Here is a 22,416-nt window from a genome sequence, read left to right as displayed (position 1 = left end):
GATGAAACGACTAGCAGTCCCCTTATTATGTAGTAGCTTTTTCTTATTAATGGCTTGTGGTTCTAACAATACCAACTCAAAAAATCCTGAACAAAATACAACTGCAAAAACAGAGCAAACTAGTGCTGCCAAACAAATTTATCAGGTCGAGACAGTCGCACATTTTAATGAACCTTGGGCGATTACCAGTTTGCCAGACCATCGTTTATTAGTCACTGAGCGACAAGGTAAGTTAAAACTTTTTAACCCCCAAAATAAACAAATGTTAGATGTTCAAGGTGTTCCAGCGGTGAACTATGGCGGGCAGGGTGGTTTAGGCGATGTTGTTTTACATCCTGACTTTGCCAAAAATCATTGGATATATCTCAGTTATGCAGCTAAAGGGCAAGGTGGATCTGGTGCAGTGATTTCACGTGCGAAATTAGACTTATTTAACCCTAATCAGCCAAAACTTATAGAGGTGAAACAGATTTGGCAGCAGGTGCCTAAAGTCTCAGGACAAGGCCATTATGGACATCGTATGCTCTTTGATGCAGATGGTAAGCTTTGGGTCAGTTCAGGTGAGCGCCAAAAGTTTGACCCTGCCCAAGACATGAAGAGTAATTTGGGCAAAGTCTTGCGTTTAAATGAGGATGGTTCAGCAGCCGTAGGTAATCCTTTTTATAAACAAGGTGGGGTTACTGCGGAAATATGGTCACTTGGACACCGTAACCCCTTAGGTATGGCTTTTGACCGCAAAGGACAACTCTGGGTAGTTGAAATGGGGCCTAAAGGTGGTGATGAGCTTAATATTATTACCAAAGGTGAAAATTATGGTTACCCAATCGTTTCAAATGGTGACCACTACTCGGGTGAGCCTATTCCAGACCACCATACTCGCCCTGAATTTAAAGCACCTGAGATTGATTGGACACCTGTCATTTCACCGTCGAGCCTAATCATTTATCGAGGCCAACAATTTCCTGCATGGCAAAATAAAGCCTTAATTAGTGGGTTATCTTCCAAAGCGATTGTGGTTGTAGATTTAGAGCATAAACCTGTAAAAGAAATACAAAGATTAGAGATGAAGCAACGTATTCGTGGTTTACATGAAGCACAAGACGGTTCAATTTGGGTAATTGAAGATGGCCCAGATGCACGTTTGCTGAAACTCAGTAATAAACCATCTTAATGCTACGAGTTAGTCTGTAAATAAAGAACGTGTCTCATAGATTCAAATTGTAGATTTCTGTGAGACGCAATAGACTATAGTGAAAAGACGATAAAGCTATTTGAGATGTCAGACACCCATATTCCACTTCCTGAACGCCTGCGCCCGAGAGATTTGTCTGAAATTATTGGGCAAGATCATTTGTTAGGTGAACACGCACCACTGCGTCAAATGATTGATCAGGGGCATTTACCTTCTATTATTTTTTGGGGACCGCCAGGCGTTGGTAAAACAACAATTGCTTTGCTTTTGGCGCAAGCAATAGACCGCCCATTTGTGAGTTTGTCTGCTCTGAATACGGGCGTAAAAGAATTACGTGAAGTAATTGCAGAAAGTGGTGACTTACTAACACCTGTGGTTTTTATTGATGAAATTCATCGCTTTAATAAATCACAGCAAGATGCATTACTAGGGGCTGTAGAAAAAGGAAAAATTACCTTAATAGGTGCGACCACAGAAAATCCGTCTTTTGAAGTCAATAGTGCACTTTTATCACGTTGTCAGGTCTATACCTTAAACAGTTTAGACAGCGAAGCAATTCAGACGCTACTCAACAATGCTCTCCAAGCAGATAAATTCTTAAAAGAACGTTACATTCATATTGAAGAGTACGATGCCCTTTTGCAGTTTGCAGCAGGCGATGCCCGTAAAGCGCTTAATTTACTAGACTTAATTGCGAGTACTTTTGAGCCAGAAATTGAAAATACCATTACCAATGCTGTGGTGGTAAAAGTTGCCCAGCAAAACATTGCACGTTATGACAAATCGGGTGAGCAGCATTACGACCTCGTTTCTGCATTTATTAAATCGATTCGTGGTAGTGATCCAGATGCAGCTCTGTACTGGATGGCTCGTATGCTTAAAGGCGGGGAAGATCCAGTTTTTATTGCAAGACGTATGTTGATTGCAGCCTCAGAAGACATTGGAAACTCGAATCCAAATGCGCTTTTGCTTGCAGGTGAATGTTTCCGCTCTGTTCAAGCAGTGGGTATGCCTGAAGGTCGAATTATTTTGGGCCAAACCGCGGTTTATTTAGCAACAAGTGCAAAAAGTAATAGTACTTATTTAGCAATTAACAAAGCATTGGAACTTGCCGAGAAAACGGCAAATTTACCAGTGCCTTTACACTTGAGAAATGCACCAACCAAGCTAATGAAACAGCAAGGTTATGGCATCAATTATCTCTATCCTCATGATTACCCAGAGCACTTTGTGTTGCAAGACTATTTGCCACCTGAGTTGAAGGGAACCAAACTCTACGAGTCCGCGAGAAATAAGCGTGAGGTTGAAGGCGAACGCTTACAGCAACGCAGATGGCAGCAGGAACAATAGTTTTATTGAGTCCTGCTATTGTTCCAATTCCTCAGTAACCTGACCATAAATCAGCAGGGTAAACACGCCTGTACCACCAATAATATTTCCAATAGTCGTTGGAATCAGGAAATTAAAAATATATTCACTAATAGAGGCATCTCCTTGCCAAACTAGATAAGACATTTCGGTAGAACCTACTACTACATGGGTAAAGTCACCGAGTCCTATCAAATATGTCATGAAAAAGATGAGTAGGAATTTATTGCTAACTGAAGGCAGCATCCAGACTAGTGCAGCAATTAACAGCCCTGACATAATACCTTTCAGTAAGTTTTCGGTCGCAGAAAAAGACGCAACATGATGTGCTAGCTCGTCTAGTGCCTTGTCAATATCGGGTGTAAACAGGTGAGTAGTGAGGAAAAATAAACTCGCTAAAGCTGTTCCAATGATGTTGCATAAAATCACAATCCCCCATAATCGGCCTACAGCTTGTAATTTTTCGAGAGTAAAGGGCTTGAATAGAGGTACAACTGTGGTGATGGTATTTTCGGTAAAGAGTTGCATATGGCCCAAAATAGCGATCAAAAAACCAATGGTATAACCGACATTGGTGATTAAATCGGTCCAGACTGCATCAGCTGGAAGATAAGAAGCGATAATCGCCTTAAACACAAAAGAAAAACTGATGACTAGACCTGCTGCAATTCCTGAAAAGATCAGTGCAGCTGTTGGCCGATCCAGCTCTTCTGCACCATCACGGCGGATAATTTCATAGACTAAACGCGGTGACAGTTTTTCATGTTCTTCAACTGCCATTTTTTCACGCCAACTTAAGGTTTGCTCGACCTTTTTTTCCTCTATTTCATGGTCCATCATGCTTACTCCTCATAGAATAAATATTTTCTACTTATTATTTTTGTTTATTGTTAAGGCAGTATTCAGAATAAATCTAGTTGATTCATAACAGCTTTATGTATCTTTTTATAAATTGAAAGATACGACGCTAAGCAAAATAGTATGCAAATAGAAGCAATTAACCAGATAGGACAGCTAAATATAAGAAGAGGTCGATAAAACTTTGCATGACAAGACGAATTGCCGCCTGAGTCAAAGGGGAGCAATTATGATGAAGAAGTCAGAAATCAGTATAGGGTTGACGCTAAAGATTTACGGCAAATCAGATAACATCAGTAACAATAATTAAAGTAAGGTATATGTTCTCAAAGTCCGTATGAGTTTCATATAGTCACCTTGAGAAGCTTCAGAAATGACGGTTTCCACTTCAGCTTCGCTCCAACCTTGTTTCAAAGCAGAGTCGCTAAAATTAGATAAAATCACTAATGGATTTTCACCAAACTGTATCGAGTGATTCATTAATCTCTTTTCAGGCTTAAGTAGTTCCATAGGGCTCACCATACTTTAAATTTAATTATTGTGATGCAATTAATGTTTTTTTAGATTTTAGTGCTTTGCTTTTATATTGTGCAAGTAATAATTTAATTAAATATACAAATCTGTCTACTTTTCCTGAATTTTAGTGCCTAGAAAATAAAAAAACCGAGCAATTCAGCTCGGTTTCTTACTAAAGTCTGGCTAATTAGATGTCAGATAAATCTACGCCTAAACGAGCTGCAACTTCTTCATAAGCTTCAACAACACCGCCTAAACCTTGACGGAAACGGTCTTTGTCGAGTTTCTTCTTAGAGTCTTTGTCCCATAAACGGCAACCGTCTGGAGAGAATTCATCACCAAGTACGATACGGTCATGGAAAACACCAAATTCAAGTTTGAAGTCCACCAAGATCATGTTGCCTTCAGCAAATAATGCTTTCAATACATCATTTACTTTATAAGTTAACACTTTCATTTGTTCTAACTGTTCAGCAGTCGCCCAACCTAAAGCAATCGCTTGAGATTCGTTAACCATTGGATCGCCTAAGCCATCATCTTTGTAGAACAATTCAAATGTAGGAGGAGTAAGTTCTTTACCTTCTTCTACACCTAAACGACGGCATAGAGAACCAGCTGCATAGTTACGAATTACGCATTCAACAGGAATCATTTGAAGTTTTTTAACAAGAACTTCAGTTGGAGAAAGCAATTTTTCAAAATGCGTTTCAATACCCGCAGCAGCAAGTTTTTCCATGATGAAGGCGTTAAAACGGTTGTTCACCTTGCCTTTACGATCTAGTTGTTCGATTTTTTCGCCATTGAACGCAGAGGCATCATCACGAAAGACTAAAATCAGATGGTCGGCATTGTCTGTTTCATATACAGATTTTGCTTTACCAGTATAGAGCAAGGTTTGTTTTAACATGAGGGAACCTTTTAAAAAAAATGCCTAGTAAACGACTAGGCTGGCCAATTTTGGTAAATCTGGTTTAACACTTCTGCCGCAACTTCAGGGCTTGCAAAAGTGTTGTCTGGATTAAAGAGAGCAAGGCTATGACTAGAGCCAACACCAGTCAGTTTAAGCACATAAGTTTTGTCATTTACTTTAATCGTCGCTTGATTACTGCCTTGAGCGATGATGTTGTAATTTAACGTGCTTAGGGTTGCTTTGGTGTATTGCCAAATTTCAGCGGTACTTCCATCAATTTTTAACAGTGGGTTTTTATTACCATCTGTTACAAGTTGAGGGCGACTAAGCGCGCTACCTGATTGAGCAGCTGTATCTGCTGTATCACCTTGAGTTTGTTCAGGGCGAGGCAATGCAAAACGATTGCCACGCTTGTTTTCAAACTTCGGTGCATGATCGATAGCGAGCTGGTCTACTGTTGGTGCAGGATACAAAGGCGTCGCTGGTCGTACAGTTGCATCGGCAGGATACTCAAGCGGGGCGAGTTGCTTTGCTTTTTTATAATCTAAAGAGTGATTATTGAGTGCGAAGCGACCACAGCCAGCTAAACTTAAGGCTGAAACTGCAAGGACTAAACCAAGACGTAATTGCATCATAAATTGCTCTTATTAAATAATTCCCGCATCTTTTAGGGCATTGCGGAGAGGTTCGCGATATTGCTCAGCGAGAGGAGTGAGTGGTAAACGAATACCAGTATCAATCAGTCCCATCTCATGTAGTGCCCATTTCACAGGAATTGGGTTAGATTCGCAAAATAGAATATTGTGTAAATTTGCAATCTTATTGTTAAGCGTCTTCGCTTGTGGCTCATCTTTAGCAATTGCAACCGCACATACTTCGCTCATTGCCTTAGGTGCAATGTTTGCAGTAACCGAGATATTACCATCTGCGCCAAGAAGCATAAGTTCCCATGCAGTTTCATCGTCACCTGAGTAAACAGCCATTTTGCCGTTTAAAGCATCGATTAAAGCTTTACCACGAGGTACATCACCTGTTGCGTCTTTAATACCTACAATGTTAGGAATTTCTGCTAAACGTACCGCTGTATCGTTTGACAAGTCTACGCCTGTACGACCCGGTACGTTATAAAGAATAAGAGGTAATTCAACAGCTTCGGCAACCGCTTTATAGTGTTGGAAAAGGCCTTCTTGGGTTGGTTTGTTATAGTATGGTGTTACAAGTAAAGCGGCATCAGCACCGAGGTCTTTAGCTGCTTTAGTTAATTCGATTGCTTCGCGGGTTGAGTTTGCACCAGTACCGGCAATAATTGGAATACGTTTATTGGCTACACGAATAATTTCTTTAATAACCTGTGTGTGCTCTTCCATGCTCAATGTTGAGGCTTCGCCGGTTGTACCGACGGCTACAATACTGTTTGTACCTTGTTCTATGTGCCACTCAACCAGCTTCTCAAGACCCTTCCAATCTACACCGCCATCTTTCAACATGGGAGTGACAATTGCGACGATTGAGCCTTGAATGGTCTGTGCTTGCTGAGTCATTTTAAAAAATATCCTATTTATCCATCCGAATCTGAGGTAAGAAAAACAAAATGTGGGATGGTTGCAGTATTTTGATTGTCCAGTTCTAACAATAACAGATTGTTGAATGACAATTATGCAAATTATGACTGATCAGACGCATAAGAACAATATGCTTAACTGATAAACCCTATGTAAACTTGAGCAAAACATAGAATGCCAATTTGATCATTTCAAGTAAAAGACAGTAAATATGACAATATGGTTCAATTCTGCGAATCCTTACTTGCTACGGTCTTTTTTATGGCAAGATAAAATGCATATTTTTCCCGAATGGGACTTAAGATGGCATGAAAATGAAGAAACAACCACAAAATTCGGCTTTAGTCGTAGTTGATGTACAAAATGGTTTTACACCGGGTGGAAATTTAGCAGTTGCCGATGCCGATACAATTATTCCAACCATTAACCAATTGGCGCGTTGTTTTGAAAATGTCGTTCTGACACAAGATTGGCATCCAGATAATCATATATCTTTTGCCGCCAACCATTTGGGTAAACAGCCATTTGAAACCATTGAGCTCGATTATGGACCGCAAGTGCTTTGGCCTAAACATTGTGTACAAGGTAGCCATGATGCCGAATTTCATCCAGATTTGAATATCCCAACGGCCCAGCTGATTATCCGAAAAGGTTTTCATGCTCATATTGATAGCTACTCGGCTTTTATGGAAGCAGACCACAGCACAATGACGGGTTTAACGGGTTACTTAAAAGAGCGCGGCATTGATACGGTTTATGTGGTCGGAATTGCTACGGACTTTTGTGTCGCATGGACTGCTTTAGATGCAGTTCAACTCGGCTTTAAAACTTTAGTGATTGAAGATGCCTGTAAGGGTATTAATCTGAACGGCTCTTTAGAACAGGCATGGCAAGCGATGCAGCAACAGGGTGTGGTCCGTATTCAATCGACTGACTTGTTGAGTGAATGTTAGAGAGAGTGCTCATGTTGTTTGGGCTTTAATTGCGATTTGATATGGATGAACAGCATGTCTGCATTATTACGTTTTACTCAATTTGTTCAGAAAACGTTTGCTTTATGGGTCATCGTTTTTGCGGCTCTAGCGCTATGGCAACCTGAGTTTTTTGTCTGGCTTAAAGCGTACATCCCATGGATCTTAGGGATTATTATGCTCGGTATGGGAATGACCATGACCGTTGATGACTTTAAAGGGGTATTGCAAAGCCCTAAAGCGGTGTTGATTGGAGTGGTTGCCCAGTTTGTGGTGATGCCCGGTTTAGCATATGTTCTATGTAAATTATTTAATTTACCGCCTGAAATTGCAGTCGGCGTTATTTTAGTGGGGTGTTGCCCAGGCGGAACAGCTTCAAACGTGATTACCTATATGGCTAAAGGCAATGTGGCTTTATCGGTCGCCTGCACATCGGTATCAACACTTTTAGCACCTGTATTAACTCCTGCAATTTTCTATCTGCTAGCCAGCCAATGGTTAAAGATTGATGCAGCTTCGATGTTTATTTCAATTTTACAGGTGGTGCTACTGCCTATTGTGATTGGTCTGATTTTGCGAACTTGGCTTAAACGTCAGGTCGAGTCCTATATTCAAGTTATGCCGTTAGTTTCAGTTATTGCAATTGTCGCGATTGTGGCAGCCATTATTGGTGGGAGCAAAGCAGCTATTTTACAGTCGGGTTTGCTTATTTTGGCGGTAGTGATACTCCATAATGGATTTGGTTATTTATTAGGTTTTACCGCAGCTCGTTTCTTTAAATTGCCTTATGCAGACAGTAAAGCAATTGCGGTAGAAGTAGGAATGCAAAACTCAGGCTTAGGCGTGGCGCTTGCAGCAGTGCATTTTGCTGCTTCTCCAATTACGGCTGTACCAAGCGCAATTTTCAGCCTTTGGCACAATATTTCTGGTCCTGCGCTTGCCACTTATTGGGCAAGTAAACACAAACAAGAATAACTGTAGAAAAACATACATTACAAAAGAAGGCCAAACGAATAGTTTGGCTTTTTTATTTAAAGAACATTTTAGAGGAAGCTGAATTTAGAACTGGTATGTCTTTTGCTTTGGATTGATGCACTAAAAATAACGTGAATATCAACATAAATCGCAAAGAAAAAAATAAGGCTTTTTTTAATGAACCAGATTTTTAAATTATTTATTCCCATGCTCTCAAGCAATTTAATTCTAGTTTTAAGTGGATTGATTGATATTGCTTATGTAGGGCATTTTAGCAATGACCATGTCGCCGCATTATCGGTAACCTTATCTTTATATACAGTGATTTATGTCATTGGGATGGGTATTTTGCAAGGTGTGATCCTCAAGCTCTCGGAAGCTTATGGTTGCCATGACATACCCCATATTCGTCAAATCTTTATTCAAGGCATTTGGCTAATGTTATGTTCGGCATTGGTGAGTATTGGCTTGCTTTACTTGTTCCGTGATTTACCAAAATTATTTGGTGCATCTGAACATGTGGTTTCAATTACTAAAAACTGTATTTGGGTCTTGGTATTTATTTTACCTGCGCATTTACTGATGCGCCTATGTACAGCTTTGTCTCAGGTCACTGAAAATGCGCATAAGGTTTTACTGTCAGATAGCATTTTTTTCATTCTTAAAATTATTTTGTCCTATCTTTTGATTTATGGTGTCGCTTCATTTTCAATTCCACCACTCGGTGCCATAGGGGCTTTGTTAGCCACTCTCATTGTACGGTGGTTTATGTTGGCTGTTTATTACCTGTTTTTCCTAGAGAAAAGCTACATTTTTATTGAGCAACCAGAACGGTCGGTTGAAGATGGCCGACAAAGTCTGCGTATGATTTTAAAAATAGGGATACCTACCGCGATCATGGCGTTGATGGATGTTGTTGCATTTTGTTCGGTTGCCATTCTGATTTTGCCTTTTGGAAGTGTAGTGTCAGCAGCCCATCAAATTGTCGCGAGCACGGGTGGTTTTATGTTTATTTTTCCCTCCTCAATTGCCTCGGCTTATAGCATTTTGGTATCGCGATCTATGGGCAGTGGCAACATGGAAGAAGCAAACAAAATTGCCAGACAAAGTATATGGGTAATTATGGCAGTGAGTGGTAGTCTGTCCCTAGGTTTATGGTTGGAGCGAGACTTAATTGTCACCTTCTATTCAGATGATTTGGCTGTGAAGGTTTTGGCTGCATCACTGCTGTTAATTGTCTGTATATCTCATTTTCTAGATGGCTTCATGACCTTACTCACCTCTTTGCTGCGCTGTTGGGATGTGTCAATTTTACCCATGCTGATTTTTTTAGTCGTGGTGCTATGTTTCGGATTGGGTGGTGGCTGGTGGATGGCCTATAAAGGGCTGTATTGGGGGAGTCATTCGATTTCTGCAATGGGAATTTATGGTTTTTGGAGTATGGCAGTCATAAGCTATTTAGTAGCTTGTATATTGAGTGCTTTCTGTTTCCGTTTTAGAAAGCAATTAAAAGGGTTTTGATTGAGCAGGCAATGCTTAAAGGGGATGTGCTGCTAACCATTCTTCAATTTCGTTTTCAGAAATCACTTTAAAACCATGGCGCTTTAACAGTGCTGTGGTAATCCCAACACCCGTAATCTTCTCGCCTTGAAAAGTTCCGTTATAAATTTTTTGACTGCCGCAAGATGGGCTATTTTCTTTTAAAACCACACAACTTGCTTTTATTTGCTGTGCAATTTCCAAAGTGCGGTGAGCACCTTTTAAATATAAGTCTGTTACATCTAAACCAGATGAATCAGTAATTTTTGCCTTGCCATCAAGCACATCTTGACCTGTTCCTCCTACAATTTCTGCGGGTAAGCGAGGCGTGCTAAAACCGCCTAATAACTCTGGGCAAAGTGCGTGGGCTTTTTTATTTAAAAATAACTGCTGAAGCTTACTGTGCAAGCATGATCGGCCGTCATAACGTACAGGTTCACCAATTAAACAGGCACTAATTAAAAGCATAAGTTTTCCGCCGTTAGAACTTTAAAAGCCATGTGAGTGTACCCAATGATTTATAAAATATGAAATCTAAAACAAGCACAAACAAACGGCGTATTTTGATTAATAAATTACACAATTCATAATTAAATTATGTATTGCATAATTTAATTGTTTTTAGTAGCATCTGTTTTAAGGTAAATGGCCATTGGAGGTCCAACAAGGATGTTGGCCTCCATAAATCTAGGAATGACTTTAGGAAAAGGCGATTTTTAAAGATTTATTGAAAAATCTCAATCGTACTTTTAGATAAGAAAGGACTGTGTATGGAAAATAAACACCATATAGAAGGGAAATTAATCATCGGCTTCGTGCTCACTCAATCATCGTTTTAATTATTGGTTTTTTTCTCATAGGATGCGTTGGGCTAAGGCATTTTGACGGTTCAAACACTCTCCCAGCAAATGCGTATTCTATAGAGAAAGGAGCTGACCAGATCAGCAGAAATAAACGGATCAGGTAATCACCAGAGGGAAACTAGATGGATATTTTAGAGAACCCATTAGAACTATGCGGTTTTGCATTTATTGAGTTTGTTTCAAAAGAAAATGAATTAGATACAATTTTTGAAACCATCGGCTTTTCAAAAGTAGCCAAGCATAAATCGAAAAAAGTGTACTTATGGCGTCAAGGAAATATCAATATTATCCTGAATTATCAGCCAGAATCTTATGCTTCATTCTTTTTCAATGAGCATGGCCCATCTGCTTGCGCAATGGGATTCAAAACACGTGATGCGGCAAAAGCTTTTAAAAAGGCTGTTGAGCTTGGTGCAGAACCAATGCAATCTAATATTGGGCCAATGGAGCTTAATATTCCGGCAATTAAAGGTATTGGTGGCATGCCAATCTTCTTGGTTGACCGTGACATTTATGAAAATGACTTTGTTTTCTTTGATGATGCGCAGCGTCACCCAGAAGGTGCGGGTTTAAATGAAATTGACCACTTAACTCATAACGTCTACAAAGGCCGTATGGAGTACTGGGCAAATTTCTACGAGAAGATTTTTAACTTCCAAGAAATTCGTTACTTCGACATTAAAGGTGAATATACAGGTTTAACATCTAAAGCGTTAACTGCTCCAGATGGCATGATCCGTATTCCTTTAAATGAAGACTCAGACAAGGGTAACGGTCAGATTGCAGAATTCTTAGCTGATTTTAATGGCGAAGGTATTCAGCATATCGCGTTTATTTGTGATGACTTAATTTCGACTTGGGATAAGTTAAAGGGCTTGGGTCTGCAATTTATGACTCCACCGCCAAACACGTATTATGAAATGTTGGAAGACCGTTTACCTGAGCATGGTGAACCGACTAGTGAATTACAGCAGCGCGGTATTTTGCTTGACGGTAATACTAAAGACGGTCAGAAGAAGCTTTTATTGCAAATCTTCTCTCAAAATATGATTGGGCCAGTTTTCTTCGAATTTATTCAACGTAAAGATGACGACGGTTTTGGTGAAGGTAACTTCAAGGCACTGTTTGAATCGATTGAACGTGACCAAATTCGCCGTGGCGTTCTCGAAGCAAAATAAGTTTTGCTTTGTCTCTAATCTAAAAAAACCAAGAGCATTGCTCTTGGTTTTTTTTATGGCTAATGATTAGCGGCTTTTAATATATTGATTAATTAAATTAATCTCATTTTTAAGCGTTTCAATAATTTTACTTTGTGGGTCGACGGGTAAAAACATTTCACTATCAAGCGCCACAATACAAAACTCTATGCTCTGGTTTGAGTTAAATACTGGTAAACCTACTGCGTTAATACCTGTGAGTAAATCACCTTTCGCTGCTGACATTTGTTGCTGGCGAATGGTTTCTTTAAGCTCTGTAAATGCTTGCCAGTTGTGTGGGGCAATATTTAGTCCAAGTTCCTGATGCTTTTGCCATTCGGCTTCCATTAAGGGACGAACAAAATGCTCTGGAAGATAAGAAGCAAATAAACGTCCTGCAGCAGAATTAACTAAAGGCATAATTGAGCCGACTTTAGTGACAATCGAAATAGGGTGGTTAGACTCAATTGACTGAACCACAACAGGCCCTTTCGGGGACCATTTACTAATTTGTATGCCGCAACCAATTTTGTTTTGTAGGTCGTAAATTAAATGCTGTACGAGCTGTAGTGTGTCGCTATGTTGAACACAGTTTAGACCTAAGCGCCATGCCTGATCGCCTAGGGCGTATTGACCATCATCAAGCTGTTTTGCATATTCCATACGAATAAGGCTAACCAGATAGCGGTGTACTTTAGCCGGATGCATTTCTAGCTTGCTAGATAGATCTTTGAGAATAATAGGTTGATTGTGTTCCAAGAGGGCGTTTAGTACAGATAAACCGACTTCAAGTGATTGAACCCCCCCAGATACTTTTTCTTCAATCATTTAAATACCCTTAATAAATTTACTTCAGCTGTTAAACAGTGACGATCAAAACATAAATTGAAATTGCTGCGATTTACATCATGCCTGAGCCTCGCGAGAAATAGAAATCACCTTTTTCTATTAGCGAAATTGGCATGTTTAATAATCAACAATTTTCTAAAATCACTATGCTCTCATTTATAGCGCAATTTTCTAGAAATTTAGCGTTTTTAAATAATATAAATCGGCATTGATATAGAACCGTTCATTCAAACAATTCTAATCAATGCCGATTTTTTAGTTTGCTGTTTTAAAATTAGGTTCCTAACTCTTCTTCATGTAAGAAGTGAGTGTGGTGTGGAGCGCGTTTGGTTTTGCTCCATTCATCTAACATTTCAGCTTTCATTTCTTCAGTAATTTTTGCAATTTTTTCTTCAGCATGAACATCGTTATAAGTCAGTTCTAAACGATGGCCATTTGGGTCGAAGAAATAAATTGAGTGGAAAATTCCATGGTTCGTCACGCCCAACACTTTCACACCATTTTCTTCTAAATGTTGTTTCGCAGCCATTAGGGCATTTAAATCTTCAACTTCAAAAGCAATATGTTGAACCCATTGAGGCGTATTTTCGTCTCGACCCATTTCTGGTTGAGTTGGTAACTCAAAAAATGCCAAAACGTTGCCTTGACCAGCATCTAGGAATAAATGCATATAAGGATCAAAGGCTTTTGTTGAAGGAACATGGTCTTCAGCAAAAGCTAAGATAAAGTCCATGTTGAGCATTTTTTTATACCACTCAACAGTCTCTTTCGCATCCTTACAACGATATGCAACGTGATGTATTTTTTTAATGGCAAATGTCATGTTGAAACTCCTTTTACTATTCCCAATCTGGTTGTTGTTCTGGTGCCGCGTTATAGAAGGCTGGGATAGACAAACAATGTTGATAAATTGATTCAATTTTTGGAAACGCAGATAAATCTATCTTGAAGCGTTTCGCGTTGTAGACCTGTGGAATCAGGCAGCAATCGGCAATCGTTGCTTGTTGTCCAAAGCAAAATTGCCCGTTTGAATCTTGAAGTTGCTGTTCGAGACTTTGAAAGCCTTCAATAATCCAGTGCTGATACCAATAATTTTTTTGTTCGTCCGAGACATTTAAGTCATTTTTTAAATATTTCAGAACGCGTAAGTTGTTTAAGGGGTGAATATCACAAGCGATTGCTTGTGCAAAAGCACGGATTTTGGCTCTCTCTTTCACATCATTTGGAAGTAGTTTGGTTTCTGGATATTGTTCATCCAGATATTCCAAAATACTTAATGACTGTGACAAGGTTAAATCGCCGTCCACTAAAGTTGGCACTAAGGCACTGCGATTTAACTTTAAATAGTCTTCACTTTGCTGCTCATTTTTAACTAAATGAACGGGTAGAGTTTCATAAGCGAGACTTTTAAGGTTTAGGCCAATCCGTACTCTGTAAGCTGCAGAGCTACGAAAGTAACTATACAGCTTCATAGTCAGGCTCCGAAGTTTCTGCAAAATCAAAATCTAATGCAGGAAGTACAGTATTTCGAACTTCACCAAAGCCAATACGGATACCATTTTTCTCACAGTGACCTTTCATGATGAGTGTATCGCCGTCTTGTAAGAAACCACGAGTTTCACCGTTAGCAAGTGTTAAAGGTTTAGTGGTGTTCCAAGTCAGCTCAAGCAAGCTGCCATAAGAGTCAGGTGTAGAACCTGAAATAGTACCTGAACCCATTAAGTCACCGACCTGAACGTTACAGCCTCCAATCGTGTGGTGAGTCAGCTGCTGAGCCATAGACCAATACATATATTTGAAGTTGGTTTTACAGATCACATCAGTTTGTGCTGATTTTGGTGTTTGCATCTCAACACTCAAATTAATGTCGTAACTGTTGGCGATATTTTCTTGTAAATAAGCCAGTGGTTTTGGTTCTTGTTTCGGGCCTTCAACTTTAAATGGTTCAAGTGCTTCAAGCGTTACCACCCAAGGTGAAATAGCGCTAGCAAACGATTTTGAGTTGAATGGACCTAGAGGAACGTATTCCCATTGCTGGATATCACGTGCTGACCAGTCGTTTAGCAGAACCATTCCGAAAATATGGTCCCAAGCATTTTCAATCGAGATAGGCTGCCCCAATTGAGTTGGTTTACCCACAATAAATGCTGTTTCAAGTTCGAAATCGAGTTTACGCGTTGCTGAGAAAACTGGACGTTCTTCATTTGGAAGTTTGATTTGACCTGATGGGCGTACCACTTGAGTTCCGCTCACGACAACAGAGCTAGCACGACCGTTATAACCTACAGGTAATTCGGTCCAGTTTGGAAGCAAGGCATTTTTAGGGTCGCGGAACATACAGCCGACATTGGTCGCGTGTTCTTTAGAAGAATAAAAATCGGTATAGCCAGGTACGCGAACAGGTAAATGTAAAGTCACGCTGTCTTGCTTAACTAGAACTTCCTGACGTAATGCTTGGTTTTCTTGAAGCGTTAAATTTTCAACTGAAAGAAGAGACTGTAATGTTTTACGAACTTTAGACCAGTTAGCTTTGCCCGATTCAATAAATTTATTCAGTGTAGGCTGGTTAAAGTATGTGTCTTGATCTGAAAGTTTTAAAAGACCGTGCTTTTCAAGAGCAGCGAGATCAATGACCCAATCACCAATAGCTACACCGACCTGACGCTCGCCTTCGGCTGTTCTACTAAAAATACCATAAGGCAAATTATGAATAGTGAAATCAGATTGAGGTGAAACTTCAATAAAAGAGTTTAGTTTTTGTTCCATTTTCGCTTCCTTGTCTTCATCTCGTGTCTTATACAAATAAAAGTTCGGCCTAGGGACTGAGCTACTCAATAAGTTTTAACCTTGGTTAGATCATTTTTTTACTTATGAGTTTGATATAGACCGAGCACAACCAATTGCTTCATGGTTCTTATAATACTGAATTCATAAAATTACGCAATACATAATTTAATTACACATTGCATAATAATTGTTATTTCTTGCATTTTCTGTTTTCATGCGCGGTTATGAGAAAAGTAACGCAATTATTTTTTCATCAATCTCTATGAAAATCTGATCAATTTATGATATACGTAATTTATTGGAAAAAAATTACGTGACAAGGATGAGAATAATCATATGTCAACACAAGAGCAAGGAAACCTGAAACACGGTTTGAGTAATCGTCACATCCAGCTTATTGCATTGGGTGGAGCGATTGGTACAGGGCTGTTTCTTGGTATATCACAATCGATTAAATTGGCAGGTCCGTCGGTAATCTTGGGTTATGCGATTGCAGGATTTATTGCTTTTTTAATGATGCGCCAGCTCGGTGAAATGGTGGTCGAAGAGCCAGTAAGTGGTTCTTTTAGTCATTTTGCTTACAAATATTGGGGACCTTTTGCAGGCTTCATGTCAGGATGGAACTACTGGGTACTTAACGTACTGGTATGTATGGCAGAGTTAAGTGCAATTGGTCTGTATATTCAATATTGGTGGCCGCAAATCCCAACGTGGGCATCCGCGCTAACGTTCTTTATTCTCATTAATGGTATTAATTTATTGCACGTTAAGTTTTTTGGCGAAATGGAATTTTGGTTTTCTATTGTCAAGATCTTAGCAATTTTAGCCATGATTGCTTTCGGTTCGTATTTACTTGCAACCGGTACGGCAGGGCCACAAGCAAGTATCAGTAATCTTTGGGCATTAGGCGGATTCTTCCCGTTTGGTGTTGAAGGCTTGGTGATGGCCATGGCAGTCATTATTTTTGCTTTTGGCGGTATCGAGCTTTTCGGTATTACTGCGGCTGAAGCACGTGACCCAGACAAAACCTTACCTAAAGCGGTAAATCAGATTATCTATCGTATTTTGATTTTCTATATTGCAACGCTTCTTGTTTTATTCTCATTATTCCCTTGGAATCAAATGGCACAAGGCGGCAGTCCTTTTGTAATGGTGTTTGCTTCTTTAGACAGTCAAGGCGTTGCGACTTTACTCAACTTCGTGATTTTGACTGCTGCGGTTTCAGTTTATAACGGTACAAGCTATTGCAGTAGCCGTATGTTGCTCGGTCTTGCTCAGCAAGGAAATGCACCAAAAGTATTTGCACGTATTAATAAACGCGGTATCCCAACCAATGCAGTGATTCTTTCTGCGGCAGTCACTATTTTATGTGTATTGTTAAATTATATTTTCCCTGAAAAAGCATTTGGTTTGCTCATGATGCTTGTAGTTGCAGCGATTGTGATTAACTGGGTGGTAATTTCATGGACACATTTAAAATTCCGTAAATTCATGATGCGCCAAGGTCAAACTACGAAATTCCCAAGCTTCATGTATCCATTTAGCAACTATCTTTGCATGGTGTTTATGCTCGGAATTTTAGTTGTCATGTCGCTAACGCCAGATATGCGTGTGGCGGTGATGATGATTCCGGGATGGATTTTGTGTTTGATGGTGGCTTATCAATTTAAACGCCGTAAGTTAAAAGCTGAGCAGCCTGTTCATGCTTTAGAAGCAGATATGTAATCAGGTCTGAGTTGGAAGTTAGAAAGGACGTATTGATACGTCCTTTTTTATTTTTAAAATTTACAACAGAAATGAAAGGACTTTATAATTGTTATATTATAACATCTGTTGAATGAATAACTAAGGCTTCCCGATGTTGAGGGAGGAACAACATATTTATGAAATATTCCTATTTAGGTTTAATCTTACTTTCTCTTACCGCGTGTACGACTCAAACACCTAAGCCAACGGTTTCTAAGCATCCTCACTCTTTGCCTCAGCCATCTAAAACAGTGGTAAGAATAAAACAACAACCCGAAGATTATATTGTTTGGATCGCAACCGCAGATCATGCGCAGTCTGTGCAGGCTTATAAGCAATTTCTGAAGCAGAAAGGACTTGCCAATTTAGTGCCAGATTATGAGTTATTACGTTCAGCTCGTGACTGGCAAAAATGTGGAGTGGAGCCTTATGCGGTGCCACCGAGAGAGATTTGGTCCAACATCGTTCCTACGCTTAGTATTTTAAAAGCATTGGTTGACGATGGCGTGATTAACGATTTTGAAGTGACATCAGCCTATCGAGCTTTATCTTTAAACCGCTGTGCCGGTGGTGCAGATGCTTCTCGACATGTCTTTAATGCAGCGCTTGATTTTCGAATTGGACCAGAACAGCCTAGCGACTTAGACCAATTCAATATTCAGCAAACCAAAACTAAACTTTGTCAGTTCTGGGAAACCAAGGGGCAAGCTCTTAATATGGGTCTGGGTGTTTATGCTTCGGGACAAATTCATATTGATAGCCAAGGTTTCCGATCATGGGGACCTGACCATCACTATAGAACCTCGATTTGTCAGTGACTATAAAAGCAATTCTTTCAAAGACTAAATGAGTTGGTTTGAATAAAAGCAGAATAAAAACTTGATCAATAGTTATGTTATAACATAACATTATTGTGGTTTAGAAATAGATTACGCCTGTGATCTGGCCATATTTCAATGGCCAGCCATGATCAGTTTAAATATTATTCGAAGAGATCAAGCCATGCACACTGCAATCGCCAACTCATTTGCCAAGCTTCCAGTTACCGTTTTATCTGGCTTTTTGGGTGCAGGAAAGACCACATTACTCAACCATATTTTAAATAATCGTGAAGGCCGTCGTATTGCCGTGATTGTTAATGATATGTCTGAGGTAAATATTGATGCGGCATTAGTACGCGAAGGTGGGGCGGAGCTTTCAAGGACAGATGAAAAACTGGTTGAAATGAGTAACGGTTGTATCTGCTGCACGCTACGAGAAGATTTACTGGTTGAGGTAAGACGTTTAGCCGATGAAGGGCGCTTTGACCAATTGGTGATTGAGTCGACAGGTATTTCAGAACCATTACCAGTAGCAGAAACCTTTACCTTTGAAGATGAAGATGGAAACTCTCTCAATGAGTTTGCTCGACTTGATACTATGGTCACGGTAGTCGATGCTTTTAACTTTCTTAAAGATTACAGTTCAATAGACTCCCTGCAACAACGTGGCGAGTCCTTGGGTGAACAAGATGAGCGAACTGTAGTTGACCTTCTTATCGATCAGATCGAGTTTTGTGATGTAATTGTGCTGAATAAAATTGACCTGATTGATCAGGCGCAGCAAGACCAGCTCATCGCAATTTTAAAAACGTTAAATCCCCGTGCCCGAATTGAAATTGCTCAGTTTGGAAAGATCGCTTTAGATAAAATCTTAGATACACAGTTATTTGACTTTGATGAAGCCGCACAAGCGCCGGGCTGGTTAAAAGAGTTACGTGGCGAGCATACGCCAGAGACTGAAGAATATGGCATTAGTAGCTTTGTTTACCGTGCGCGCCGACCTTTCCATCCAGAGCGTTTTTATGATTTGGTTCAGTCAGAATGGCCAGGAGTCGTGCGTTCTAAAGGTTTTTTCTGGTTGGCTGCTGACCCTACCTTGGCTTATTCATGGTCGCAAGCGGGTGCAATGGCTCGACATGGCCTAGCAGGTTATTGGTGGGCTGCTGTTTCAGAAGAAGATTGGCCGAGTGACCTCGCCAGCATTGAGCAAATTAAGAAAAATTGGGACGCTCGTACAGGTGATGCACGTCAGGAACTGGTTTTAATTGGTATGCAAATGGATGAGCAAGCCTTAATAGAACGCTTAGACCGTTGTTTATTAAGTGATGAAGAAATGGCTTTAGGACCACAAGCTTGGCAGAACTGGTCGAACCCTTTTAAGCAAGATGATGAAACTATGTTGATCGCTTAATAAAACAAAAGCCCCTGATTTAAAGGGGCTTATTTTTATGATTTGTCTTTAATGAAAATCTTTCGAATATAGCTGTTAAGCGGTGTCGAATAATATTTTTCAATCGCTGCACTGATAATAAAGGTCAGAATCAGATAGCCAATTAAAAGCATAATTTTGATGCTAGCGTCGGTTTGAGCCGGAACAAAGGCAACTTTCATAAGACCCAGCACAACCAGATGAAACAAATAAGTCTCATAACTTCTTTGCCCCAACCAGACCATCACTTTAGTCAATAGGTTATGCGCCTGTGTTTCGGAAGGATGCTGAAAACACAAAATGAGTAAGCCTGTAGCAAAAGCAAATAAGCTAATACCCCATGTGCTGACTTCTTTAATTGGAGCATATAAATATAGCGCGGTCATGCTCAAAATAAGCAACCAAGAAAAAGGCTTTTTATAAGTCCAGTTTGGTCGGTATGTATGAGAAAAAATCGCCGTTAAACAGCCAATCGCTATGCCATCAAAACTCGAAAAATAGTGATATAAATAGGCGCCGCTTTCTTCCCCCAAATGCAGGGACCTAAAATAAGGCCCATATAAAATCACTCCAACAAGTACAGCAATAAAGACCTTATTACTACGTGTGAACAGGCACAATAATGGAAAAACAAAGTAAAAAACTTCTTCTACAGAGAGTGACCACAACACACCCAAAGCATAGTTTACCCAACCAAATTTAATAATCAGGATATTCATCCAGAAGGTTAGAGCTGCAAATATGGTTAAAGGATAGGAAACCTCAATGCCATTGGGGGCTTGGTTCATAAAGGGTTTTAAGTCAAATGAACCAAGTATGCTGACCCCTAAAATGAGTAATATCAGACACGGTAAAATACGTGCTGCCCGTCGGATATAAAAATGCTTGAGGTTAATTGCAGAAAACTGTTTGTCTCGTTTTAACGTGTGATGGGTAATTAAAAAACCTGAAATCACAAAAAACATGGTGACGCCATAATTTCCATTTCTTGCGATGACAGTACTAAATGCTTCACCTAAAAAATCAAAACCTAACCATGTATCTTTAAGTTTATAAGGAATATTAAAATGATGTAAAAGAACCAACAGGATAGACATTCCACGCAGAATATCTATTTTATAATTACGCATTCGATGTGCTTCCAGCTTTATTAATATACTGTGTGACAGAAGAATACTATCGATCAGTTATATTAAATAAAAATTTTAAGCAGCATTTCGTAAACCAAAAAAGACTACTTTTTTGCTTCTTTGAATTGAGCTAAGGCATAGCAGAAACAATTATTAAATAAATATTTATAAAGCATTTATATATTTGAATTTTTCTAGATAAAACTTTAAATTAGCTCTTATTGAGATATGTTTGTTTTTTAAACTTTTTAAAATCTATTTAATTCATAAATTAACATGTTGTATGTGGTTGTATATACATAGCATGTCAACTAAAATACATTTTTGCCTGCTGCCTTTTTTGAGTAATTAGTTATGCCCAGAACATCAAAACAAGAACATACTGAGCTTTCGATTGAAGCTGATAGTCCAGTTCCTTTATATCAACGCGTAAAACAACTGATTTCACAAAAAATTTATGAAGGTACTTGGGCTGTAAATAAAAAAATTCCTTCGGAAAGTGAACTCGTTAATCAACTCGGCTGTAGCCGTATGACGGTAAACCGTGCGCTTCGTGAGTTAACGACCGAGGGTTTACTCGTTCGAATTCAGGGCGTTGGTTCTTTCGTTGCGGAAGGGCAAGGCCGAACTGCACTTTTTCAGATTAATAATATTGCCGATGAGATTATTGCACGAAACCATAAGCACCACGCTGAAGTTTTAGTCTTAGAACAAATTTATGCAAATGCAGAGCAAAGCGTGTTAATGCAGACTCGTGAAGGGCAAAGATTATTTCACTCGATTATTGTGCATTATGAAAATGATGTCCCTGTTCAGGTCGAAGATCGTTTAGTCGATGCAGCACTGATACCAGATTATCTACAACAAGATTTTAAAACGATTACGCCGAATGCTTACCTCATGGCAAAAGCTCCTGTCTCAGAAGGTGAGCACATTGTCGAGGCAGTTTTAGCATCTCCGCAAGAGTGTAAGTGGTTGAAAATTACTAAAGCTGAGCCTTGTTTACTCATCCGTCGCCGTACATGGTCAAACAAACAGCTCATTTCAAGCGCACGTCTGATTTATCCGGGTAGCCGCTATTATCTCGAAGGGAAATTTAACCCATGATTGAATTGATCAAGGCCGATCAATATACAAAAATGCTTTGGAAAAACGGTGCGGGTTTCACTTTAGAAATTGCTCGAAGCCAAGGTGGGGCCGACTTTGAGTGGCGCATTTCGATGGCTGATGTGACCACTTCTGGGCCATTTTCGTTATTTCCCAATAAGCAGCGCATTATTAGCGTACTTGATGGGCAGGGCATGGTACTGCATGTCGATGAGCTTCCTGCCAAAACGCTAAACCAAGGCGATATTTTTGCTTTTCATGGTGAGAGTCAGGTTCAAAGTGAACTTGTCGACGGTGCAATTCGAGATTTAAATTTAATTTATGATCCTGCAAAGTTTCATGCCCGTTTTCAGTGGTTGAATGATGCAGCGGAGCAGACATTTATAAGCTCGGCAGACCTGATTTTCATTTTTAATCAGGGTGGTGAAACACAAGTAAGCGTTGAGGATGATCTTTTTCAGCTTGCTGCTCAAGAGACGCTAAAAATTGAGAAAAAATCTGGTATCACATCAATCAATTTTCCCAAAAAACAACTCAAAAGCTGCTATGTCATTGAGTTAATTCAACGATAAAAAGACATCATTTACGATTTGAAAA

22 protein-coding genes are annotated in these 22,416 nt (G+C 39.6%); 11 read left to right on the top strand and 11 right to left on the bottom strand.

The annotated features are described in order from the left end of the window. The first annotated feature begins 1 nt into the window (after position 1). Together AC056_RS12460 and AC056_RS12455 are read left to right on the top strand one after the other, a co-directional pair. The gene (locus AC056_RS12460; RefSeq protein ID WP_139344656.1) at positions 2-1,171 is read left to right on the top strand and encodes a PQQ-dependent sugar dehydrogenase; all 1,170 of its coding nucleotides are present in this window, start codon (positions 2-4) and stop codon (positions 1,169-1,171) included. Positions 1,172-1,276: 105 nt separating this feature from the next. Continuing rightward, positions 1,277-2,542 carry a replication-associated recombination protein A gene (locus tag AC056_RS12455; protein WP_004704731.1) on the top strand — a complete coding sequence of 422 codons (1,266 nt, stop codon included), beginning with the start codon at positions 1,277-1,279 and terminating at the stop codon, positions 2,540-2,542. A 15-nt stretch (positions 2,543-2,557) separates the two neighbouring features. Here AC056_RS12455 and AC056_RS12450 read toward each other — a convergent pair whose 3' ends face one another. The 5 genes from AC056_RS12450 to dapA all read right to left on the bottom strand — a co-directional run bounded on the left by AC056_RS12450 (position 2,558) and on the right by dapA (position 6,385). Continuing rightward, a complete protein-coding gene (locus AC056_RS12450; protein WP_077163767.1) occupies positions 2,558-3,397 on the bottom strand; it encodes a formate/nitrite transporter family protein in 840 nt (279 codons plus the stop codon). A 327-nt stretch (positions 3,398-3,724) separates the two neighbouring features. After that, complete coding sequence (locus tag AC056_RS12445; protein WP_025469217.1) at positions 3,725-3,928, bottom strand: hypothetical protein; 204 nt, start codon at positions 3,926-3,928, stop codon at positions 3,725-3,727. A 193-nt stretch (positions 3,929-4,121) separates the two neighbouring features. After that, a complete protein-coding gene (gene purC, locus AC056_RS12440; protein WP_002119240.1) occupies positions 4,122-4,841 on the bottom strand; it encodes a phosphoribosylaminoimidazolesuccinocarboxamide synthase in 720 nt (239 codons plus the stop codon). Between the two features lie 35 nt (positions 4,842-4,876). Continuing rightward, positions 4,877-5,476 carry a lipoprotein-34 precursor (NlpB) gene (locus AC056_RS12435; RefSeq protein ID WP_077163805.1) on the bottom strand — a complete coding sequence of 200 codons (600 nt, stop codon included), beginning with the start codon at positions 5,474-5,476 and terminating at the stop codon, positions 4,877-4,879. Between the two features lie 15 nt (positions 5,477-5,491). Continuing rightward, positions 5,492-6,385: a 4-hydroxy-tetrahydrodipicolinate synthase gene (gene dapA / locus AC056_RS12430; protein WP_004704743.1), complete on the bottom strand. Its 894-nt coding sequence runs from the start codon at positions 6,383-6,385 to the stop codon at positions 5,492-5,494. A gap of 329 nt (positions 6,386-6,714) precedes the next feature. Here dapA and pncA point away from each other — a divergent pair, with 329 nt between their 5' ends. The 3 genes from pncA (at position 6,715) to AC056_RS12415 (ending at position 9,873) form a co-directional block, all read left to right on the top strand. Then, the gene (pncA, locus tag AC056_RS12425; RefSeq protein WP_077163766.1) at positions 6,715-7,359 is read left to right on the top strand and encodes a bifunctional nicotinamidase/pyrazinamidase; all 645 of its coding nucleotides are present in this window, start codon (positions 6,715-6,717) and stop codon (positions 7,357-7,359) included. Between the two features lie 54 nt (positions 7,360-7,413). Next, positions 7,414-8,352: a bile acid:sodium symporter family protein gene (locus tag AC056_RS12420; protein ID WP_077163765.1), complete on the top strand. Its 939-nt coding sequence runs from the start codon at positions 7,414-7,416 to the stop codon at positions 8,350-8,352. A 177-nt stretch (positions 8,353-8,529) separates the two neighbouring features. Beyond that, on the top strand, positions 8,530-9,873 hold the full coding sequence (locus AC056_RS12415) for an MATE family efflux transporter (protein WP_077163764.1): 1,344 nt from the start codon (positions 8,530-8,532) through the stop codon (positions 9,871-9,873). A gap of 15 nt (positions 9,874-9,888) precedes the next feature. On the opposite strand, the gene AC056_RS12410 is transcribed toward AC056_RS12415, so the two are convergent. Next, complete coding sequence (locus AC056_RS12410) at positions 9,889-10,359, bottom strand: DUF523 domain-containing protein (RefSeq protein WP_077163763.1); 471 nt, start codon at positions 10,357-10,359, stop codon at positions 9,889-9,891. A gap of 517 nt (positions 10,360-10,876) precedes the next feature. On the opposite strand from AC056_RS12410, the gene hppD reads away from it, so the two are divergent. Next, positions 10,877-11,932, top strand: a complete 1,056-nt coding sequence (gene hppD / locus AC056_RS12405; protein ID WP_019458597.1) for a 4-hydroxyphenylpyruvate dioxygenase — start codon at positions 10,877-10,879, stop codon at positions 11,930-11,932. Between the two features lie 66 nt (positions 11,933-11,998). Here hppD and AC056_RS12400 read toward each other — a convergent pair whose 3' ends face one another. The 4 genes from AC056_RS12400 to fahA form a co-directional block, all read right to left on the bottom strand. Next, positions 11,999-12,778: an IclR family transcriptional regulator gene (locus AC056_RS12400; protein WP_068933325.1), complete on the bottom strand. Its 780-nt coding sequence runs from the start codon at positions 12,776-12,778 to the stop codon at positions 11,999-12,001. Positions 12,779-13,073: 295 nt separating this feature from the next. Further along, positions 13,074-13,622: a VOC family protein gene (locus AC056_RS12395; RefSeq protein ID WP_004704758.1), complete on the bottom strand. Its 549-nt coding sequence runs from the start codon at positions 13,620-13,622 to the stop codon at positions 13,074-13,076. A gap of 16 nt (positions 13,623-13,638) precedes the next feature. Then, entirely contained in the window at positions 13,639-14,271 is a 633-nt protein-coding gene (gene maiA, locus AC056_RS12390; protein WP_077163762.1) for a maleylacetoacetate isomerase, read from the bottom strand. After that, positions 14,258-15,565: a fumarylacetoacetase gene (gene fahA / locus AC056_RS12385; protein WP_077163761.1), complete on the bottom strand. Its 1,308-nt coding sequence runs from the start codon at positions 15,563-15,565 to the stop codon at positions 14,258-14,260. The genes maiA and fahA overlap by 14 nt, the downstream gene beginning before the upstream one ends. Before the next feature lie 357 nt (positions 15,566-15,922). On the opposite strand from fahA, the gene AC056_RS12380 reads away from it, so the two are divergent. From AC056_RS12380 to zigA, 3 genes are all read left to right on the top strand, one after another. Then, positions 15,923-17,311 (top strand): amino acid permease, encoded by a 1,389-nt coding sequence (locus AC056_RS12380; RefSeq protein WP_019458593.1) that lies wholly within the window; start codon positions 15,923-15,925, stop codon positions 17,309-17,311. Positions 17,312-17,469: 158 nt separating this feature from the next. After that, positions 17,470-18,150: a YcbK family protein gene (locus AC056_RS12375; protein WP_004704772.1), complete on the top strand. Its 681-nt coding sequence runs from the start codon at positions 17,470-17,472 to the stop codon at positions 18,148-18,150. 148 nt (positions 18,151-18,298) lie between these two features. Then, positions 18,299-19,564: a zinc metallochaperone GTPase ZigA gene (gene zigA, locus AC056_RS12365; protein WP_077163759.1), complete on the top strand. Its 1,266-nt coding sequence runs from the start codon at positions 18,299-18,301 to the stop codon at positions 19,562-19,564. A gap of 35 nt (positions 19,565-19,599) precedes the next feature. On the opposite strand, the gene AC056_RS12360 is transcribed toward zigA, so the two are convergent. Continuing rightward, complete coding sequence (locus tag AC056_RS12360) at positions 19,600-20,712, bottom strand: acyltransferase family protein (RefSeq protein WP_077163758.1); 1,113 nt, start codon at positions 20,710-20,712, stop codon at positions 19,600-19,602. A gap of 354 nt (positions 20,713-21,066) precedes the next feature. Here AC056_RS12360 and hutC point away from each other — a divergent pair, with 354 nt between their 5' ends. After that, a complete protein-coding gene (gene hutC, locus AC056_RS12355) occupies positions 21,067-21,819 on the top strand; it encodes a histidine utilization repressor (protein ID WP_005300446.1) in 753 nt (250 codons plus the stop codon). After that, positions 21,816-22,391, top strand: coding sequence for a HutD family protein (locus tag AC056_RS12350; protein ID WP_213033490.1), 576 nt, complete (start codon positions 21,816-21,818; stop codon positions 22,389-22,391). The genes hutC and AC056_RS12350 overlap by 4 nt, the downstream gene beginning before the upstream one ends. Positions 22,392-22,416 lie beyond the last annotated feature (25 nt).

Origin of the sequence: Acinetobacter genomosp. 33YU (assembly GCF_001990725.1) — a bacterium.
Taxonomy (GTDB): domain Bacteria; phylum Pseudomonadota; class Gammaproteobacteria; order Pseudomonadales; family Moraxellaceae; genus Acinetobacter; species Acinetobacter seifertii.
Note: the sequence above shows the minus strand (reverse complement) of the source record. Positions and strands in the feature narration are given on the sequence as shown.

Bases quoted from the DNA above. Each gene is read 5' to 3' on its own strand.
- AC056_RS12360 (WP_077163758.1), bottom strand. From the start codon at position 20,712: ATGCGTAATTATAAAATAGATATTCTGCGTGGAATGTCTATCCTGTTG.
- AC056_RS12395 (WP_004704758.1), bottom strand. From the start codon at position 13,622: ATGACATTTGCCATTAAAAAAATACATCACGTTGCATATCGTTGTAAG.
- AC056_RS12435 (WP_077163805.1), bottom strand. From the start codon at position 5,476: ATGCAATTACGTCTTGGTTTAGTCCTTGCAGTTTCAGCCTTAAGTTTA.
- purC (WP_002119240.1), bottom strand. From the start codon at position 4,841: ATGTTAAAACAAACCTTGCTCTATACTGGTAAAGCAAAATCTGTATAT.
- AC056_RS12350 (WP_213033490.1), top strand. From the start codon at position 21,816: ATGATTGAATTGATCAAGGCCGATCAATATACAAAAATGCTTTGGAAA.
- AC056_RS12420 (WP_077163765.1), top strand. From the start codon at position 7,414: ATGTCTGCATTATTACGTTTTACTCAATTTGTTCAGAAAACGTTTGCT.
- maiA (WP_077163762.1), bottom strand. From the start codon at position 14,271: ATGAAGCTGTATAGTTACTTTCGTAGCTCTGCAGCTTACAGAGTACGG.
- AC056_RS12460 (WP_139344656.1), top strand. From the start codon at position 2: ATGAAACGACTAGCAGTCCCCTTATTATGTAGTAGCTTTTTCTTATTA.
- zigA (WP_077163759.1), top strand. From the start codon at position 18,299: ATGATCAGTTTAAATATTATTCGAAGAGATCAAGCCATGCACACTGCA.
- fahA (WP_077163761.1), bottom strand. From the start codon at position 15,565: ATGGAACAAAAACTAAACTCTTTTATTGAAGTTTCACCTCAATCTGAT.
- AC056_RS12455 (WP_004704731.1), top strand. From the start codon at position 1,277: ATGTCAGACACCCATATTCCACTTCCTGAACGCCTGCGCCCGAGAGAT.
- hutC (WP_005300446.1), top strand. From the start codon at position 21,067: ATGCCCAGAACATCAAAACAAGAACATACTGAGCTTTCGATTGAAGCT.
- AC056_RS12415 (WP_077163764.1), top strand. From the start codon at position 8,530: ATGAACCAGATTTTTAAATTATTTATTCCCATGCTCTCAAGCAATTTA.
- pncA (WP_077163766.1), top strand. From the start codon at position 6,715: ATGAAAATGAAGAAACAACCACAAAATTCGGCTTTAGTCGTAGTTGAT.
- hppD (WP_019458597.1), top strand. From the start codon at position 10,877: ATGGATATTTTAGAGAACCCATTAGAACTATGCGGTTTTGCATTTATT.
- dapA (WP_004704743.1), bottom strand. From the start codon at position 6,385: ATGACTCAGCAAGCACAGACCATTCAAGGCTCAATCGTCGCAATTGTC.
- AC056_RS12375 (WP_004704772.1), top strand. From the start codon at position 17,470: ATGAAATATTCCTATTTAGGTTTAATCTTACTTTCTCTTACCGCGTGT.
- AC056_RS12410 (WP_077163763.1), bottom strand. From the start codon at position 10,359: ATGCTTTTAATTAGTGCCTGTTTAATTGGTGAACCTGTACGTTATGAC.
- AC056_RS12445 (WP_025469217.1), bottom strand. From the start codon at position 3,928: ATGGAACTACTTAAGCCTGAAAAGAGATTAATGAATCACTCGATACAG.
- AC056_RS12400 (WP_068933325.1), bottom strand. From the start codon at position 12,778: ATGATTGAAGAAAAAGTATCTGGGGGGGTTCAATCACTTGAAGTCGGT.
- AC056_RS12450 (WP_077163767.1), bottom strand. From the start codon at position 3,397: ATGGACCATGAAATAGAGGAAAAAAAGGTCGAGCAAACCTTAAGTTGG.
- AC056_RS12380 (WP_019458593.1), top strand. From the start codon at position 15,923: ATGTCAACACAAGAGCAAGGAAACCTGAAACACGGTTTGAGTAATCGT.